This window comes from Jannaschia pohangensis (assembly GCF_900113875.1).
GTDB lineage: Bacteria > Pseudomonadota > Alphaproteobacteria > Rhodobacterales > Rhodobacteraceae > Jannaschia > Jannaschia pohangensis.
In genome coordinates, this window is record NZ_FORA01000001.1 from 893,640 (window position 1) to 909,695 (window position 16,056).

The window sequence follows — 16,056 nt, forward strand, 5'->3', positions numbered from 1 at the left end:
GAACGGAAGGGAACGGCTGTGGTTTTCGCCATCTGCCTTGGCGCGTTGATGCTGCTGCCGGTTGTGATCTCGGCGCGGGCCGGGCGGGCGGGTGACGTCGACGCCCTGCTGACAAACGCCGGGCGCAATACCCTTGGCCGGACCGTCGCGGGCGTCGTCTGTGGCAATGTCGGCGTGGGGTCTTTCGTGGCGCTCTACCTGTTCGGCGGGGCCAGCCCGGTGATCGGCGCGTCGGTCGCGGCGGCCTATACCTCGGGGCTGGTGATCTGCGCACTGCTCGTGCCGCGCATCCGGGCGCGCGCGGGCGGGACGGTCAGCCTCGTGTCGCTGCTGGCGCAGAGCCACGGCCTGACCTCGCCCCTGCCCCTCTGGGTGCCGGTGGCCGCGATCTTCCTGCTTCGGGCTTCGGTCCAGCTGACGGCGCTTGCCTTGCTGGTTCAGGGGGCCACGGGTCTGGGCATGGGGCCCGCCCTGATCGGGTCGGGCATCGTCGTCGCACTCTACACGGCCATCGGCGGCTATCGCGCGGCGGTCGAGACGGACGTGGCGCAGGCCGTGGTCATCGTGGCCCTGATGGTGCTGATCTGGATCAACCTGCCCGCCGCCCCCGCAGACGGCCCCGCGTTCCTGGACCTTGGCCCTTACGGTCCGGCGCTTCTGGTGGGGATCTGGGCCTTCGTGCCGTTCAGCGCGGTGCTGGCGGTCGACAACTGGCAGAGGATCACCCTGGCCGAAGATACCGCCACCGCGCGGCGCGCCTTCCTGATCGCGACGCCGGTCTGTGGTGCGATCTTCGCGGCCATTGCCTGGATCGGACATGCCCTGCCGGGTGGGGATGTGTTCGAGACGTTCCGGGGCCTGATGCCTGTTTCGGCCCCCTGGCTGGCAGATCTTCTGTTCGTCACGGCGATCATGTCGTCCATCGACACTTTCGTGATGCCGCTTGTCGTGGGCACCGGCCCCGCCCGGCCAAGCCTCGGACAGTTGCGGGCGATGATTGCCGGGCTGTTCGCGACCGTGATCGCCGTCAGCCTGATCTTCGGCGCGCTGCTGTCGTCGGTCATCGCGGCGTTCAGTTCGCTGTCCGTCTTTCTGCCCGCGGTGTTCGGAGCCTTGTTCCTGCGGCCAGGGCGCGGTCGGGCGGCAATCGTTTCGATGAACGGCGGGGTGGTCGTTGCCATGGCGCTGACCGTCATCAGCCGCGACGTGGCGGCCATCGGCGGGTTCGGATTCGCCGCGCTGACCTATGCGATGCTGCGCCGCCGCTAGATCAGCGGACGCGTGCGCACCGGGCTCAGGTCCGTCCCCGCAAGGGCGGCCAGACCCTCCATGTCCGCAATCGTCAGCAACCCATCGGACCAGGAAGCCAGTTGCAGATCGCGGATCTTGGCCAGCGTCTTGTTGGTATGGACCAGCGACAAGCCCAGGGCATCGGCGAGGTCCTGTTGCCGGATCGGCAGCGGCATCCCGTCATCCTCGGCCAGGTTCAATGCATCGGCCCGCTGGTAGAGTTTCAAGAGCGCCCAAGCGACCGATTCAAGCGCGGTGCGCTGACCGACAGTGGCCAAGGCCTCGCCCAGGAACCGCTCTTCGGCGGAGGTCAGCCAGACCAGATCGAAGGCCATTTCGGGATAGGACTTGAACAGGGTCCAGATTTCGCGCCGGTCGAAAACGCAGAGCGTCATCTTGGTCACCGCCTCGACCGAATGGCCCATCTCGCGCATCACACCGGCTTGCAGACCGAGGAAATCGCCCGGAAAAACGAAATTGATGACCTGACGGGCATCCGAGTCGAGCGTCTTGTAGCGCAGCCCCATCCCATGCAGCGCAGTGAAGAGCTGCGGGGAATTCGACCCCTCCATCAGGATCGTCGTGCCCGCGTCCACCACAAGCTCACCGACCTTGAATTTCTGCATGAATTCCAGCCCTTCGGCGGTCGTCTCGGCAAAGACCTTGCGTCGGCGAAGGGGGCAATTCTCGCATTTCGTGGCCATGGCTCGGCTCTCCTGTCTCGGTGGAACGGCGGGCATGGCAAGGCGGTGTGCGGCCCCGCCGGGTCGGCGGGGCCAGACTCACGCCGATGCCGGCGCGTCAGGCGCGCAGTGTCTCGGTCGAGGCGAAGAACATCGCCTGACTGACCGCCGACTGAACCTGCTCTTCGCGGTAGGGCTTGGAAATCAGGAAAGCAGGCTCGGGCCGGTCCCCCGTCAATAACCGCTCGGGGAAGGCCGTGATGAAGATCACGGGAATGTCGGGCATGGAGGCCAGAAGGTCATTCACCGCATCGATACCCGACGAATTGTCGGCCAGCTGAATGTCGGCCAGAATGAGGTCGGGGCGCTCGCTCGCCCCCATCTCGACGGCTTCGGTCCGGGTGCGGGCAACGCCAATGATGTCGTGGCCCAGATCCTCGACGATGGCCGAGATGTCGGCTGCGATGATCGGCTCATCCTCGATCACCATGACACGGCCCCTGGTATTGGACTCCATGTCCTTGCGGGCGGTGGCGATCAAGTGGCGGACGTCGTCGCGATCCGTGTCCATGATGTTGGAGATATCCTCGATCCCGAACTCCTCGACCGTCGACAGAAGGAGCGCTTCGCGTGTGTTCGGCTGAAGCGCCGCAAGGAGGGCCTGCGCACGGCGGTTGCCGTCGCCCGAACCCTCGGACATGGTCGCGCCGCTGCTGGACCAGATGGCGTGGAAACACCGATAGAGCGCAACGCGCGGCTTCAGCTCCCCCTCGAACAGGCTTCGGTCCTGCAAGATGGCCTCGAGGGTGGCGATTGCGTAACGATCCCCGGATGCCTGGCTGCCCGTGAGGGCGCGTGCGTAGCGTCGCAGATATGGCAGGTCCTGTGCGATCTGATCCGACAGGTCCGGTGAGGCTGTTTGTGCAGACATGTATTTTTTGCCCTTGTCCCTATTTTTGTCGGAACCGAACGCGCAATGCCGTTGTTGGTTCCGCAACGTCCAAAAGAAACTAGTGTGCAGGACCACTCAGACCATGAAAAATCGATCCAAGGATGAGCCGGAAGAGGATGATATGGACGGACCCGCTCCGCATGTCGTTGCCATGATCGACCAGAATCTCAAGCTGGTCTACTCCGATCTGGTTCGCGAAGAACTGCCCGACCGCTTCAAGGATCTGTTGGCCGTCCTGAAGGCGCAGGATGCCGACAAGGGAGCCAGTTCATGAGCGCGGCCGATCCCCGCGAGGAGTTGCTTGAACACCTCCCCGCGCTCCGCGCTTTCGCCCTCAGCCTGACACGCAACGGCGCCACAGCCGATGACATGGTTCAGGACACGGTCGTCAAGGCCTGGACGAACATGGACAAGTTCAAGGTCGGCACGAATATGCGGGCGTGGTTGTTCACGATCCTGCGCAACACCTATTATTCCAGCCGCCGCAAATTGAACCGCGAAGTGTCGGACCCCGAGGGCACATTCACGGCGTCGCTGTCGGTCAAGCCCGACCATGACGGGCGCATGAACCTGACCGATTTCCACAAGGCATTCGTGACCCTGCCCGATGAACAACGCGAGGCGCTCATCCTCGTGGGGGCCAGCGGATTCAGTTATGAGGAAGCCGCCGAGATGTGCGGGGCCGCCGTCGGCACGATCAAGAGCCGGGCAAATCGCGGTCGTGCTAAATTGGCAGAGCTTCTGCACCTCGACGGCGACAGCCCGCTCGAGATGACGGACAACGCCACGATGGCGGTCGTCGCGGGCGGCGGGGGAGTTCTGCGCTGATCCCGTCCGGCCAACTTCCCGACCCGTGGTACAAATCGCTGCGCTTCCGACTGGCGACGATGATGTCGGTGGCGCTGCTGCCGCTTGGCGTAGTCGCGGTGCTGCAAACGAACGCCGTGGCCAAACAGGCGCGGCTGAACGCGGAACTGGCGTTGCTGGCGATGACCGAAAAGGCGGCGACCAGCGAACGGCTGGTGATCCGACGCGCCATCGGGGCCGCTGACGGACTTGCCGAAAGTGTCGTCTCCCTGATGGATGACCCTGTCGAATGTTCCGAACGTTTGCGCGGGTTCATCGACCGGGTGGACAGGTTCAGTTTTGCGGGCTTTCTGCCCCGCGACGGCCTCATGACGTGCTCCTCCGCTGATGTGCCTTTCGATTTCTCGGACTATCCGGACTTCGACGAGATGATGGCGGTTCCGGAATCGCGCATTTCCGTCAACGTAGACGCGCCGCTCAGCGGAACGTCGGTTATCGCTGTCTCGCGCCCGGTGTTCGAGCCCGATACGGGTCAGCATCTGGGGTACCTATCGATTTCCATTCCCCATTCGACCTTGGATGCCGAAACCGAACCCTCGTCCGACACCGCCCTCGTCGACCTGATTACCTTCAACAGGGCGGGCGATATTCTGACGTCGCGCAATGGTCTGGCCGATGCCACCGCCAATCTTCCGGCAGGCGTGTCTCTGCGAAGCCTGGTCGAACTGAACGCCTCGGCCATCACCTTTGACGACGCCGACGGGCGCGAGCGGATCTATACGGTCAGTTCCATCGACTCGGGCCTGGTCTATGCCTTGGGGATCTGGGATCCCTATGGCGGGATCGCCGGATCCGGGGACGGACGCCTTCTGACCAGCCTGCTGCCCGGGGTCATGTGGATTGTCAGCCTTGTCGTGGCCCTGCTTGCGACGCACCGGCTGGTCACCCGTCATCTGCAACGCCTCGCCCAACAGATGGGGATGTTCGCCGCCGCCCGTCGCCTGCCATCGACCGAGCCGTTCAAGGACGCGCCGACCGAAATACAGAGGATTCAGGCCTCGTTCCTGTCGATGACCGAAGCATTGATCCAGGACGAAGCGCGGCAGGAAAACGCGATCCGCGAAAAGAGCGTTCTGGTGAAGGAAATCCATCACCGGGTGAAGAACAACCTCCAGATGATCTCGTCCATCATCAGCCTGCAGAGCCGCGCCGCCGACACCCCCGAGACACGCAACGCCCTGCGTCTCGTGCAGGACCGGGTTCTGAGCATGGCGACGATCCATCGCGATCTCTATCAGACGAATGAAAAGGGTCTGGTGAATGTCGGCCCCCTTCTGGAGGAGGTCGTCACCAAGTCGACCGAAGGCAGCGCGATTGCCGGGCGCGTCAACCTTGACCTCCAGATAGAGGATGTCTGGCTGTTCCCGGATCAGGCCGTGCCCCTGTCGTTGTTGGCCGCCGAAGCGGCGATGAACGCCATCAAGCACATGCCCGCGGATTGCGATCCCTGCGAACTCTCGCTGTCGCTGTCGCAGGATGGGGATCGCGATTGCCACTTCCGCATGTCCAACACCGACATCTCGGATCGCGTCGAAAGCGCTCCGAAGGGCCGTGGATCGGGCATCGGAAAAACCTTGATCAAGGCCTTCGCCACGCAGCTTGGCGGCAAGGTGCGGACCTCAACCTCCGAAAACCGCTTCGTGATCGAGCTTACCTTTCAGGCTTCGGAATTCGCGCCCGCTCCGGGAACCTACTGATGGAAGACCAGCGCGAGAGCGGCGCAGAGGTTCTGCTGACCGCGTCCGAGGCATTTCCCGCGTTCGAACGTCTTTTCCTGAACGCCAAATCCCGCATCAGCCTTGGCTTTCGCATCTTCGACCCGGCCACCTCGCTCCATTCGCCCGAAGGGCGCGCCATCGGGACCGATTGGTTCGATCTGCTGGCGCATACGCTGGCGCGCGGCGTGAAAATCCGCCTGATCATCAGCGACTTCGACGCCATCGTGCGGCCCGACTACCATCAACGCGCGCTGCGGTGCCTGCGCATGGCCATCGCCGCGGCAGAGGTCTCGGGGCGCCCGGACCTGCTCGACGCGCAAGTGGCCTTGCATCCCGCACGCGTCGGCTGGATCCCGAGCCTTGCACTCTGGCCCAAGGCGCGCGGATACCTTCTCCAGACCGTGACACGGCTCAATGCCATGGCTCCCGCCGCCCGCGCCCGCGCCCTGGCCGAGATGCCCGGCGTGCGCCCCTACCTCGACATCACGCCGGACGGGGTGTCGTTGCGGTCCTGGAAGATGCCCCGCCTGACGCCCGTCACCCATCACCAGAAACTCGCCGTGGCCGACGGCACGCATCTCTATATCGGCGGGCTCGACCTGAACGAACGCCGTTTCGATACGCTCCAGCATTCGCAACCTGCGGCGCAAACCTGGCATGATGCCCAGGTCCTTGTCGAAAGCCCGGTCGCCAAAGAGGCCGAGACGCATCTCGACAGTTTTCTCAAGGCGGTCGAGGGGAAATCCACGCCCCCGCCCCTGCCCCATCTGCTGCGCACCCTGTCGCGCAAACGCGGATTTGATGCGCTGTACCTGTCGCCCCGCGTGACCCTGACCGAACTGGCCCGGGACCACCGCGAGGCCATCGCGGCCGCGAGGCAGCTCATCTACCTCGAGACGCAGTTTCTGCGCGACTCGCAACTGACCAGGCAACTGGTCAAGGCCGCGCACCGCAATCCGGACCTCGGTTTGATCGTCATCCTGCCGGCCGCGCCCGACGACGTGGCCTTCGACAAGAACAAGGGCCGGGACGCGCGCTACGGCGAATACCTGCAAGCCAAATGCGTCAAGAAACTTCAGCAAGCCTTCGGCCAGCGCGTGTTCCTCGGGGCCCCCGCACAGCGCCGCTCCGCCCCGCCGGATGGTCGCGCCACCACCTATGGCGCCCCGCTGATCTATCTGCACGCCAAGGTGTCCATCATCGATCCAGGGCAATCGAATGGGCGGGCCATCGTATCGTCCGCCAACCTGAACGGGCGGAGCATGCAGTGGGACACCGAAGCGGGGATTTCCCTTGATGATCCGGCCGATGTCACCCATTTGCGCGACCGGTGCTTTGCCCATTGGTTGGGCGGCGAGGTCGCGCCGGAATTCACCGACCCTGCCACGGTCCTCGGGGCCTGGCGCGAACGGGCCAAGTCGAATGCCCGCCGCGCGCCCGAAGACCGCGACGGCTATCTCTTGCCCTACAGTTCCGGACCGGCCCGCCGTTTCGGACGCAACCTGCCGGGCATCCCCGAGGAAATCGTCTGATCATGTGCCCCGGATTAGGGGAACGTTAAGTCATTTTTGCCAAAAGCCGACCCATGCCAATGGCAAAGGTGGGACATGGCTCTGGGTTTGACGCTTCATCGTATCGGTCAGGATGTCCTGACCCCGCTGCGCCTGCTGCGGGCCCTCATGACCGGCTTTGGTCGCCCGGTTCCGGTGGCGACGCGGCAAATCGCGGGGCAGGTTGTGCCCCCTGGCCTTGACCTGTTTCAACGGATGCTACTCGACCTGTCGTCGCAGACCCATCTGCGGCGGACGCCCCCCCACCCGGTCACCTCGCTGCGGGCAACGCTGAAAACCGTCGGAACCACCCTGGTCATCGATCCGACCAGCATCGTCGATCGCCTGCCGATCGAGCGGGCGCATCTGGACTCGCTGCTGGCCGATCTGACCCCTGATCGGGTGCTGGCAACGGTCCGGACCTTTGCCACGCCCCTTGGCGTCCTGTTGACCGTCACGCGCCGCCCCGCACCTGACGAGATCCTGCCGGACCTGCCCCGCATGGGGCGCATCGCGGCGCTTTACGGGGGCCATGTGGCGCAACGCCGCGACCTGAACGACCTGGAGGAGATCGCGATCTTCCTGCCCGTCACCCGCTGTTGAGCGCTTCGGCCTTTGCAACCCCGCAGGCTGGCGGCTAGCAAGGTCCGGCGCAACAGGGGGCACGATATGGCAGACAGGACAGCCGCAGATCACGGCGCCACGCCGTCTGACGCCCGGATGGACCCGCACCGCGACATCCGCGACGCCGTGGCCAGGCTCTGCACACGCTTCCCCGGGGCCTATTGGCGCAAGCTGGACCGGGAGATGGCCTATCCCACCGACTTCGTCGCCGCTCTGACCGAGGCGGGGTGGCTTGCCGCCCTCATCCCCGAAGACTTCGGCGGCGCAGGCCTGCCCCTGTCGGCCGGGGCCGCCATCCTCGAGGAGATTCACCGCTCGGGCGGCAATGCCGGCGCCTGCCACGCGCAGATGTACACCATGGGCACGCTCCTCAGGCACGGCTCGGACGCGCAGAAGACCCGCTACCTGCCCGAAATCGCGGCGGGCCGCTTGCGCCTTCAGGCGTTCGGCGTGACCGAACCCACCTCCGGCACCGACACGGGCGCCCTGCGCACGACTGCCCGGCGCGACGGCGACGTCTATGTGGTCAACGGCCAGAAGATCTGGACCAGCCGGGCCGAACATTCCGACCTGATGATCCTGCTCGCGCGCACGACACCCGCGACCCCGGGCCTGAAACCGACGCAGGGCCTGTCTGTCCTGCTGGTCGACATGCGCGAGGCGCGGGGCAACGGGCTGACAATCCGGCCGATCCGCACGATGATGAACCACGCCACGACCGAGGTCTTCTTCGACAACCTGCGCGTGCCTGCCGCCAACCTGATCGGCGAGGAGGGCAAGGGGTTCCGCTACATCCTGTCTGGCATGAACGCCGAACGCATCCTGATCGCCGCCGAATGCGTGGGCGACGCCAAGTGGTTCATCGAGCGGGCCACCGACTATGCGGGCACGCGCCAGGTCTTCGGTCGCCAGATCGGTCAGAACCAGGGCGTGCAATTCCCCATTGCCCGCGCCTATGCCAACATGCGCGCCGCCGAATTGATGGTGCGCGAGGCGCTGCGCCTCTACGAGGCGGGCGAAAACCCGGGGGCCGAGGCGAACATGGCCAAGATGCTGGCCGCCGATGCGTCGAACGAGGCCGCGAATGTCTGCATCCAGACGCATGGCGGGTTCGGCTTTGCCGAAGATTTCGACGTGGAGCGCAAGTTCCGCGAGACCCGGCTCTATCAGGTCGCCCCGATCTCGACCAACCTGATCCTGTCCTATCTGGCCGAACACGTCCTGGGCCTGCCGCGCTCCTACTGACCGCGCGGCTCCGGCGTCCCGATCCGCTCGATCGACCGCAACAGGCTCGCCGTGTGGCGCAGCGCCGTGCCCGTCGCCTCGGCCATGGCGGGCAGGATCAGCCATTCCAGCGTCCAGGCCACGCCCGACCGCTCCTGTTCGTGAATCACCGCCTGCGCCAGCGCGCCCTGCTGCGCGGCGACCTGGCGGGCAAGCGCGACGGTGACTTCGGCCAGAACGGGGTTCACCTTGTGCGGCATGGCCGAGCTGCCGCCGCCGCCCGTCAGCGTCACCTCCCCGATGCCCTGCTGTGCCATCAGGGCAAGGTCTGTCCCGATCTTGCCGCAGGTGCCCGCGACCAGCGTCAGCCAATGGCCAAGGCTGACCACGCCGCTGCGGTCGTTGTGCCAGACCGGCCCCTCGGCCAGGCCCAGATGCCGGGCGACCATCCCCGCCATGGCGTCCCCCTGATCCGGCGGCACATCGCGCAGGCCGACCGGCCCGCCGACCTGCACCCGCCCCACCTCGACACGCAGCGCGGACAACCGGTCCAGATGCCCCGCCATGGCCGCGCCCCAGGTTCCCAGACGGTGCCCCACCGTGATCGGCAGGGCCGCCTGCATCCGCGTCCGACCCATCAGCGGGGCGTCACCGAAGCGGTCGGTCAGATCGTCGAGCATCGCCACGACGCCTTCGATCCGTGCCTCCAACCGCTCCAGCGTCGCAAGACCGGCCAGCGCCAGCGCGCTGTCGATGACGTCCTGGCTTGTCGCGCCCGAATGGATCGCCTGCGCCACATCCGCCGGTTGCCCCGCCCGCAACGCCGCGACGAGGGCCGGAACCGGCAGGCCATCCGCCTCGCTGCCCAGACCCAGGGCGGCGATATCCGGGCGGGCCGCCTCGATCACGGCGATGGCGCGTGTCGCGATGTCGTCCGGGATCGCGCCCAGATCGGCCAGCGACCTGCTCCAGGCGGCCTCGAAATCCAGCATGTGGCCGAGGATCTGTTCGGCGTCGAACACTTCGGCCAGTTCGGGATCGACCAGAAGGTCACCAAAGAGCCCGTTCCGGGTGAAGGCGTTGGTCATCGTGGAGCCCCCATCAAAACGAAATCCGCTGGCCGTCACGCCCGATGGTGAGCGGCCCGGACCATCCCTGTCGCACGGCATCGGTCCAGTGGCTTTCGGTGAATTGCGCCATCCCGTCAGGCACGAAATGGTTGAGCGCCAGGGCCTTGACCCCCGCCCGCGTCGCCATGTGCCCCAGGTCGGCGGCGTCGGTATGGGCGCGCAGGATATGGTCGCGCAGGCGCGGGTCGGGGTGGGCCAGCCCGGCGATGACCGCGTCGACCCCCGCCGTCAGCATCGCCTCATGCACCAGAAGGTCGGCCCCGGCCACCGCCGCGTCCCACCCGTCGAAGGGCGCGGTATCGCCCGACAGGACAAGGCATTTGCCGCCCGCCCTCAGGCGCAGGGCAAAACTGTCCTCGATGGGCGGATGATGATTGCGGATCGCCTCGATCTTCAGACCGTCCTCGTTGAAAACAACGCCGTCGTTCAGCGTCGCGATCTGCGCCAGCGGGGCCAGCGGCACCCGCCCCTCGTCCGCGATGCGCAGGTCGATGTCGAAGGCCATGGAGCTGAGGAAATGCCGCCAGTAGTCGTCCAAACCCGCAGGTCCGATGATCGGCACGGGCCGGGTCAGCCCTGCGGTCCAGGCGGTATGGAGGAGCGGCCCAAGCTCCAGATAGTGATCGGAATGCAGATGCGTCACCACGATCAGGTCGATCCCGGTCAGCGGCACCCCTTGATCGCAGACGCCGCGCGCCACGCCCAGGCCCGCATCGACCAGCACCGTCCGACCGCCTATGCGCACCAGGATGGACGTCGGCATGTTCGATCCGGGCCGGATCGCGGGCCCGCCCTTGACGCCCAGAAGGGCCACCCAGTCGTCACTCATCGCGTCCCTCCCCTTTGCGCCGACCCTAGGGGCCGATCGGCGCCCTGTCATGCCCCGTCAGACGCCGATCCACCGGGCGCTCAGGTCCGGTGTCAGATCGGCCATGGACCCGGACCAGACGGTCGCACCCCGTTCCAGGATGGTCGCCCTGTCGCAGACCTGCGCCAGTTCGGCGGGCGATTTGTCGATCACCAGAAGGGCCATTCCGCTTTCTGCCTTGAGCCGGGCGATGGCCGCCCAGATTTCCTGACGGATGAGCGGGGCCAGCCCCTCGGTCGCCTCGTCCAGGATCAGAAGGCGCGGATTGGTCATCAGGGCGCGCCCGATGGCCAGCATCTGCTGCTCGCCCCCTGACAGGGTCGCGGCCCGCTGGCTCGCCCGTTCGGCCAGACGCGGGAACAGCGCGGTGACCCGGCCCATGTCCCAGGGGCCGGGGCGGGCGGCCGCGATCAGGTTCTCGCGCACGGTCAGGCCCGCGAAACAGCGCCGCCCCTCGGGGACCAGCCCGATGCCGAGGCGGGCGGCCCGGTGACTGGGCAGCCGCGTCAGGTCGTGGCCCGCGAAATGCAACCCGCCGCTGGCGGGCAGCATCCGGCAGATCGCCTTGACCGTCGTCGTCTTGCCCATGCCGTTGCGCCCCATCAGAGCCATCGCCTCGCCCTCGGCCAGATCGAGGCTCACATCGAATAGGGCTTGGGCCGGGCCATAGAACGCGCGAAGGGCGTGCAGCGACAGAAGGCTCATGCGGCACCGCCCAGATAGGCGTCGCGCACGGCGGGGCTGGCGCGGATTTCGTCGACGGTTCCCGTCTCGATGATCCGGCCATAGACCAGCACAGTGATCCGGTCGGCCAGGGCAAAGACCGCGTCCATGTCGTGTTCCACCAGCAGGATCGGCGCTTCGGCCCGCAACCCGTCGAGGAAGGCCGTGAGTTGCGCCGACCCCTCGGCGCCAAGCCCGGCCATCGGCTCGTCCATGACGAAGGCGCGGGGCGACAGGGTCAGAGCGACCGCGACCTCCAGCTGGCGGCGCTGCCCGTGGCTGAGCTCCGATACCCGCAACGCCGCCTGATCCTGGAGGCCGACGCGGGTCAGCGCCGCTTCGGCCCGGTCGCGCAGGTCGCGGTCGGACAGGGCGGGGCGCAAGAACCGCCAGGGGCTGCCCCCCGCGCCAAGTGCGCCCAGAAGGACGTTCTGCAGGACGCTGTCCTCGGTCGCCAGCGCCGACACCTGAAACGTGCGCGCAAGGCCCGCCCGCGCCCGCGCCGCCACGTCCCATCCGGTCACGTCGCGGCCCAGGAACTCCACCCGGCCCGCATCGGGGGCCAGCCCGCCGCAGATCTGCGCGATGAGAGTGGATTTGCCCGCCCCGTTCGGCCCGATGATGGCGTGGATTTCACCAGGGCGCAGGTCGATCGACACCTCGTTCGTCGCCCGAAGCGCGCCGAAGGACCGCGACAGCCCGTGGGTCGCCAGCACCGCGTCAGTCATGCGCACGCGCCCGCCCCGCCAGAAGGCCCACGATCCCGCCGCGCGCAAACAGAACGATCACCAGCAGAAGCGCGCCAAGCCAGATGTGCCAATAGTCGCTGAGGTCGCCCAGGATATGTTCCAGCGCGACGAAGACGACCGCGCCGACCACTGGCCCGCAGAGGCGCGCGACACCGCCCAGAATGACGAAGACCATGATCTCGCCCGACATCTGCCAGCTGAACATCGTGGGGCTGACGAAGCGGTTGAGGTCGGCAAAGAGCGCGCCGGCCAGCCCCGTGATCACGCCCGAGATGACGAAGGCCACCAGTTTCAGCCGCTGCGGATCGAGGCCGACGGTCTGCACCCGCGCGGGCGACTGGCGCGCGGCGTTCAGCGCCAGGCCAAAGGGCGACCGGGCCAGCAGCGCCACGAACAGAAGCACAAGGCAGAGCAAGGTGAAACAGATCGCGAAGAACGGCATCGGGGCCAGCGTGTTCAGCCCCGGAAAACCGTTGCGCACATAGATCGAAAGCCCGTCCTCACCGCCATACGTGGGCCAGCTGATCGTGAAGAAATAGGCCATCTGCCCGAAGGCGAGCGTGATCATGATGAAATAGACCCCTGCCGTCCGCAGCGACAGCGCGCCGATGGCCAGCGCGGCAAGGCCCGAGGTCAGCATTGCCACCAGCCAGATGATCGGCATGGATTTGGTCCCCGGCACGTCTGCGGGCCAGGTCATCACCGGGGTGAAGGTCTGGGCGTGAAAGGCAAGGATGCCCATGGCATAGCCGCCGATCCCGAAGAAGACCGCGTGCCCCAGGCTGACCATTCCGCCGAGGCCAAGGGCGACGTTCAGCCCCACGGCGGCCAGCGCGAAGATCACCGCACGGGTGGCCAGGGTGATGGTGAAAGGCTCACCCGTCATCTGCGCCCAGACCGGCACGATCAGCAGCAGCGCCAGAACGGCCATGTTGACATAGGCCTCGCGGATCATGCGCGCGCCCCGAACAGGCCGGTCGGCCGCCAGATCAGGACCGCGCCCATCAGGATATAGATGGCCATGGAGGCAAGCGACGCCCCCGCAGCGGTCGCCGTCGCGGGGTCGGTGAACAGCTTGAAGAGTTCCGGCAGGAAGATGCCGCCAAGGGTGTCGGTCAGGCCCACCAGAAGCGCGCCGACCAACGCGCCCTTGATCGACCCGATGCCGCCGATGACGATGACGACGAAGGCGAGGATCAGCACAGGCTCGCCCATGCCGACCTGCACCGACTGGATCGCGCCGACAAGCGCACCGGCCAGCCCCGCCAACGCCGCGCCCAACATGAAGATCAGCGTGTAAAGCCTTGATATGTCGACACCGAGTGCGGCAATCATCTCGCGGTCATTCTCGCCTGCGCGGATCTGGATACCGATCCGCGTGCGGGTGATCAAAAGGCCAAGCCCCGCCGCCACCGCCAGCCCCGCTCCGATCAGGACCAGCCGGTAGAGCGGGTACTGGATGCCGCCGGGCAACGTCACGGGCCCCGACAGATAGTCGGGAATGTCGAGGAACAGCGGGAACGACCCGAACATCCACCGCGTCCCTTCCGAGAAGATCAGGATCAGCGCGAAGGTGGCCAGCACCTGATCCAGATGGTCGGTCGCATAGAGCCGCCGGATCACCACAACTTCGACCAGCACCCCCGCGACGGCCGCCGCCGCCATCGCCGCCACAAGCGCCAGCAGGAACGATCCGGTCAGCCCCGCCACCGCCGCCGCCGCGAAGGCCCCGATCATGTAGAGCGACCCATGCGCCAGATTGATCAGGCCCATGACCCCGAAGATCAACGTCAGACCCGCCGCCATCAGGAACAGCATGACGCCGAATTGCAGACCGTTCAGGATCTGCTCGATGATCAGGATGGCGCTCATCCCAGACGGGTCGTCAGCAGCTTGACCCCGAAACCCGCGAAGACGACCGAGGACAGCCCGTTGATCCAGCGCGCGCTACGGGCATAGACGGCCATCGGTCCGGCCCGCGAAAAGAGCAGCGCATAGCCCAGAAAGACGATCGCGCTTTGCACGGCGATTGCCAGCACCACAAGGGCCAGCGCGGCGGGGGTCTGGCCCGGCGTCAGGATGACGGCATAAAGCGCGCCAAAGAAGAAGATCGCCTTGGGGTTGGTCAGATGCAGTGCCAGGCCGCGCAGATAGGGGCGACGGGCCACCGTCAGGCCCGCCCCTTGCCCGCCCCGCCAAACCGCCCGTGCCGACTTGAAGGCCAGCCAAAACAAATAGACCGCCCCGGCGTAGCGGATGAACTCGACTGCCCACCCGTGGCGCAGCATCAACGCGGCGAGACCCGCCGCAGCCGCCGTCGACCAAATCATCGACCCGGTCAGAACGCCGAGCGCCAGCCGGACGCCGGCCCCTGCCCCATGCGCCATGGAAGTCGCCGCGATGGCCAGCGTCGCAGGCCCCGGCGAGGCAGAGGCGATCAGCGCCGTCCCAAGGATCAGCGGCAGGCTTGTCAGAATGTCCATGGTGTCTCCGATCGCCCGGGCAAGGTCACCCCTGCCCGGGCGTCTGCCTTACATCTTGCAGTCGGCGGCATAGACGTCGCCGTGATCCTCAAGTGCCACGCCGATGATCCGGTTGGTGAAGATGTCGCCTTCCTGGATGACCTCGCGGGCATAGATGTCCTGGATCGGGTGGTTGTTCGGCCCGAAGGCGAAATCGCCCCGCGTGCTGTCGAAATCGGCCGCCTTGAGCGCGGCGCGGAAGGCGTCGGCATCGGCGGGCGCGGCAACCTCGAGGGCCGAGATCAAAAGGTTGGCCGTGTCGAACCCCTGCGACGCATAGAGCGACGGAAGGCGTCCGTATTCGGCCTGAAAGCTCTCGACGAAGGCCGCGTTGGTCGGGTTGTCGATGTCCTTGGACCATTGCGAGGTGTTCACCACGCCCAGGGCGGCGGCGCCCACGGCCTGCAGGATGCCCTGATCGAAGCTGAAGGCGGGCCCCACGACGGGCAGGTCGACGCCGCTGTCGGCGTATTGCTTGAGGAAGGAAATCCCCATGCCGCCCGGCAGGAAGAAGAACACCGAATCCGCGCCGGAGGCCCGGATCTGCGCGATCTCGGCGGCATAGTCGGTCTGGCCCAGTTCGGTGAAGATCTCACCGGCCAGTTCGCCCTCGTACATCCGCTTGTAGCCGGTCAGCGCGTCCTGCCCGGCGGGATAGTTCGGGGCGAGGATGAAGGAATTGGCATAGCCCGCCGTATTGGCATAGGCGCCCGCCGCCTCGTGCAGGTTGTCGTTCTGCCAGGCCACGTTGAAGTAGTTCTGGTGGCAGCCCGCACCGGCAAGCTGGCTTGGCCCCGCATTGGGCGACAGGTAGAATTTGCCCTGCGCCACCGCCGACGGCACCACCGCCATTGCCAGGTTGGACCAGATGATCCCGGTCATCACGTCGACCTGGTCGGACTGGATCATCTTGTCGGCCAGCTGCACGGCCACATCGGGCTTCTGCTGGTCGTCCTCGATGATGACGTCGATGTCGGTGCGGCCCGATTGCGCGATGGCCAGCATGAAGCCGTCGCGCACGTCGATGCCCAGACCCGCGCCGCCACCCGACAGCGTCGTGATCATGCCGACCTTGATGCCGCCGTGTCCGTCGGCCAGCGCCCCGCCCGCCGTGAGGCCGAGGATCGATGCGGCGATCAGTGATTTCAGTTTCATG

17 protein-coding genes are annotated in these 16,056 nt (G+C 66.4%); 7 read left to right on the top strand and 10 right to left on the bottom strand.

All coding sequences use genetic code 11. From position 1 onward, the window contains the following. Positions 1–18: 18 nt before the first annotated feature. Positions 19–1,269, top strand: coding sequence for a sodium:solute symporter family transporter (locus BM002_RS04405; protein WP_139212246.1), 1,251 nt, complete (start codon positions 19–21; stop codon positions 1,267–1,269). Here the strand turns inward: BM002_RS04405 and BM002_RS04410 are convergent. Then, positions 1,266–1,994 (bottom strand): Crp/Fnr family transcriptional regulator, encoded by a 729-nt coding sequence (locus BM002_RS04410; RefSeq protein ID WP_092777660.1) that lies wholly within the window; start codon positions 1,992–1,994, stop codon positions 1,266–1,268. The genes BM002_RS04405 and BM002_RS04410 overlap by 4 nt on opposite strands. 97 nt (positions 1,995–2,091) lie before the next feature. Then, complete coding sequence (locus BM002_RS04415; RefSeq protein WP_092777662.1) at positions 2,092–2,904, bottom strand: response regulator; 813 nt, start codon at positions 2,902–2,904, stop codon at positions 2,092–2,094. A gap of 142 nt (positions 2,905–3,046) precedes the next feature. Between BM002_RS04415 and BM002_RS18970 the strand changes: the two genes are divergently transcribed. The 6 genes from BM002_RS18970 (at position 3,047) to BM002_RS04440 (ending at position 8,929) form a co-directional block, all read left to right on the top strand. Continuing rightward, positions 3,047–3,199, top strand: a complete 153-nt coding sequence (locus BM002_RS18970; RefSeq protein ID WP_139212248.1) for a NepR family anti-sigma factor — start codon at positions 3,047–3,049, stop codon at positions 3,197–3,199. Beyond that, a complete protein-coding gene (locus tag BM002_RS04420; protein ID WP_092777664.1) occupies positions 3,196–3,753 on the top strand; it encodes an RNA polymerase sigma factor in 558 nt (185 codons plus the stop codon). The genes BM002_RS18970 and BM002_RS04420 overlap by 4 nt, the downstream gene beginning before the upstream one ends. A gap of 62 nt (positions 3,754–3,815) precedes the next feature. Next, on the top strand, positions 3,816–5,489 hold the full coding sequence (locus BM002_RS04425; RefSeq protein ID WP_175484797.1) for a sensor histidine kinase: 1,674 nt from the start codon (positions 3,816–3,818) through the stop codon (positions 5,487–5,489). Continuing rightward, positions 5,489–7,042, top strand: coding sequence for a phospholipase D family protein (locus BM002_RS04430; RefSeq protein WP_092777668.1), 1,554 nt, complete (start codon positions 5,489–5,491; stop codon positions 7,040–7,042). Before BM002_RS04425 ends, BM002_RS04430 begins: the two co-directional genes overlap by 1 nt. A 75-nt stretch (positions 7,043–7,117) precedes the next feature. Next, positions 7,118–7,663, top strand: coding sequence for a hypothetical protein (locus tag BM002_RS04435; RefSeq protein WP_092777670.1), 546 nt, complete (start codon positions 7,118–7,120; stop codon positions 7,661–7,663). Between the two features lie 66 nt (positions 7,664–7,729). Beyond that, positions 7,730–8,929 carry an acyl-CoA dehydrogenase family protein gene (locus tag BM002_RS04440; protein ID WP_245749118.1) on the top strand — a complete coding sequence of 400 codons (1,200 nt, stop codon included), beginning with the start codon at positions 7,730–7,732 and terminating at the stop codon, positions 8,927–8,929. On the opposite strand, the gene BM002_RS04445 is transcribed toward BM002_RS04440, so the two are convergent. The 8 genes from BM002_RS04445 to BM002_RS04480 are packed head-to-tail and all read right to left on the bottom strand — an operon-like array spanning position 8,923 to position 16,055. Beyond that, complete coding sequence (locus BM002_RS04445) at positions 8,923–9,996, bottom strand: 3-carboxy-cis,cis-muconate cycloisomerase (protein WP_092777674.1); 1,074 nt, start codon at positions 9,994–9,996, stop codon at positions 8,923–8,925. The genes BM002_RS04440 and BM002_RS04445 overlap by 7 nt on opposite strands. A gap of 13 nt (positions 9,997–10,009) precedes the next feature. Continuing rightward, on the bottom strand, positions 10,010–10,867 hold the full coding sequence (locus tag BM002_RS04450; protein WP_092777676.1) for an MBL fold metallo-hydrolase: 858 nt from the start codon (positions 10,865–10,867) through the stop codon (positions 10,010–10,012). A 57-nt stretch (positions 10,868–10,924) separates the two neighbouring features. Further along, a complete protein-coding gene (locus BM002_RS04455) occupies positions 10,925–11,611 on the bottom strand; it encodes an ABC transporter ATP-binding protein (protein ID WP_092777678.1) in 687 nt (228 codons plus the stop codon). Further along, entirely contained in the window at positions 11,608–12,357 is a 750-nt protein-coding gene (locus BM002_RS04460) for an ABC transporter ATP-binding protein (RefSeq protein WP_092778774.1), read from the bottom strand. Before BM002_RS04460 ends, BM002_RS04455 begins: the two co-directional genes overlap by 4 nt. Further along, complete coding sequence (locus tag BM002_RS04465) at positions 12,350–13,333, bottom strand: branched-chain amino acid ABC transporter permease (protein ID WP_092777680.1); 984 nt, start codon at positions 13,331–13,333, stop codon at positions 12,350–12,352. Before BM002_RS04465 ends, BM002_RS04460 begins: the two co-directional genes overlap by 8 nt. Further along, the gene (locus tag BM002_RS04470; RefSeq protein WP_092777682.1) at positions 13,330–14,250 is read right to left on the bottom strand and encodes a branched-chain amino acid ABC transporter permease; all 921 of its coding nucleotides are present in this window, start codon (positions 14,248–14,250) and stop codon (positions 13,330–13,332) included. The genes BM002_RS04465 and BM002_RS04470 overlap by 4 nt, the downstream gene beginning before the upstream one ends. Next, a complete protein-coding gene (locus tag BM002_RS04475; protein ID WP_092777684.1) occupies positions 14,247–14,861 on the bottom strand; it encodes a LysE family transporter in 615 nt (204 codons plus the stop codon). Before BM002_RS04475 ends, BM002_RS04470 begins: the two co-directional genes overlap by 4 nt. Positions 14,862–14,909: 48 nt before the next feature. Next, entirely contained in the window at positions 14,910–16,055 is a 1,146-nt protein-coding gene (locus BM002_RS04480) for an ABC transporter substrate-binding protein (protein WP_092777686.1), read from the bottom strand. Position 16,056 lies beyond the last annotated feature (1 nt).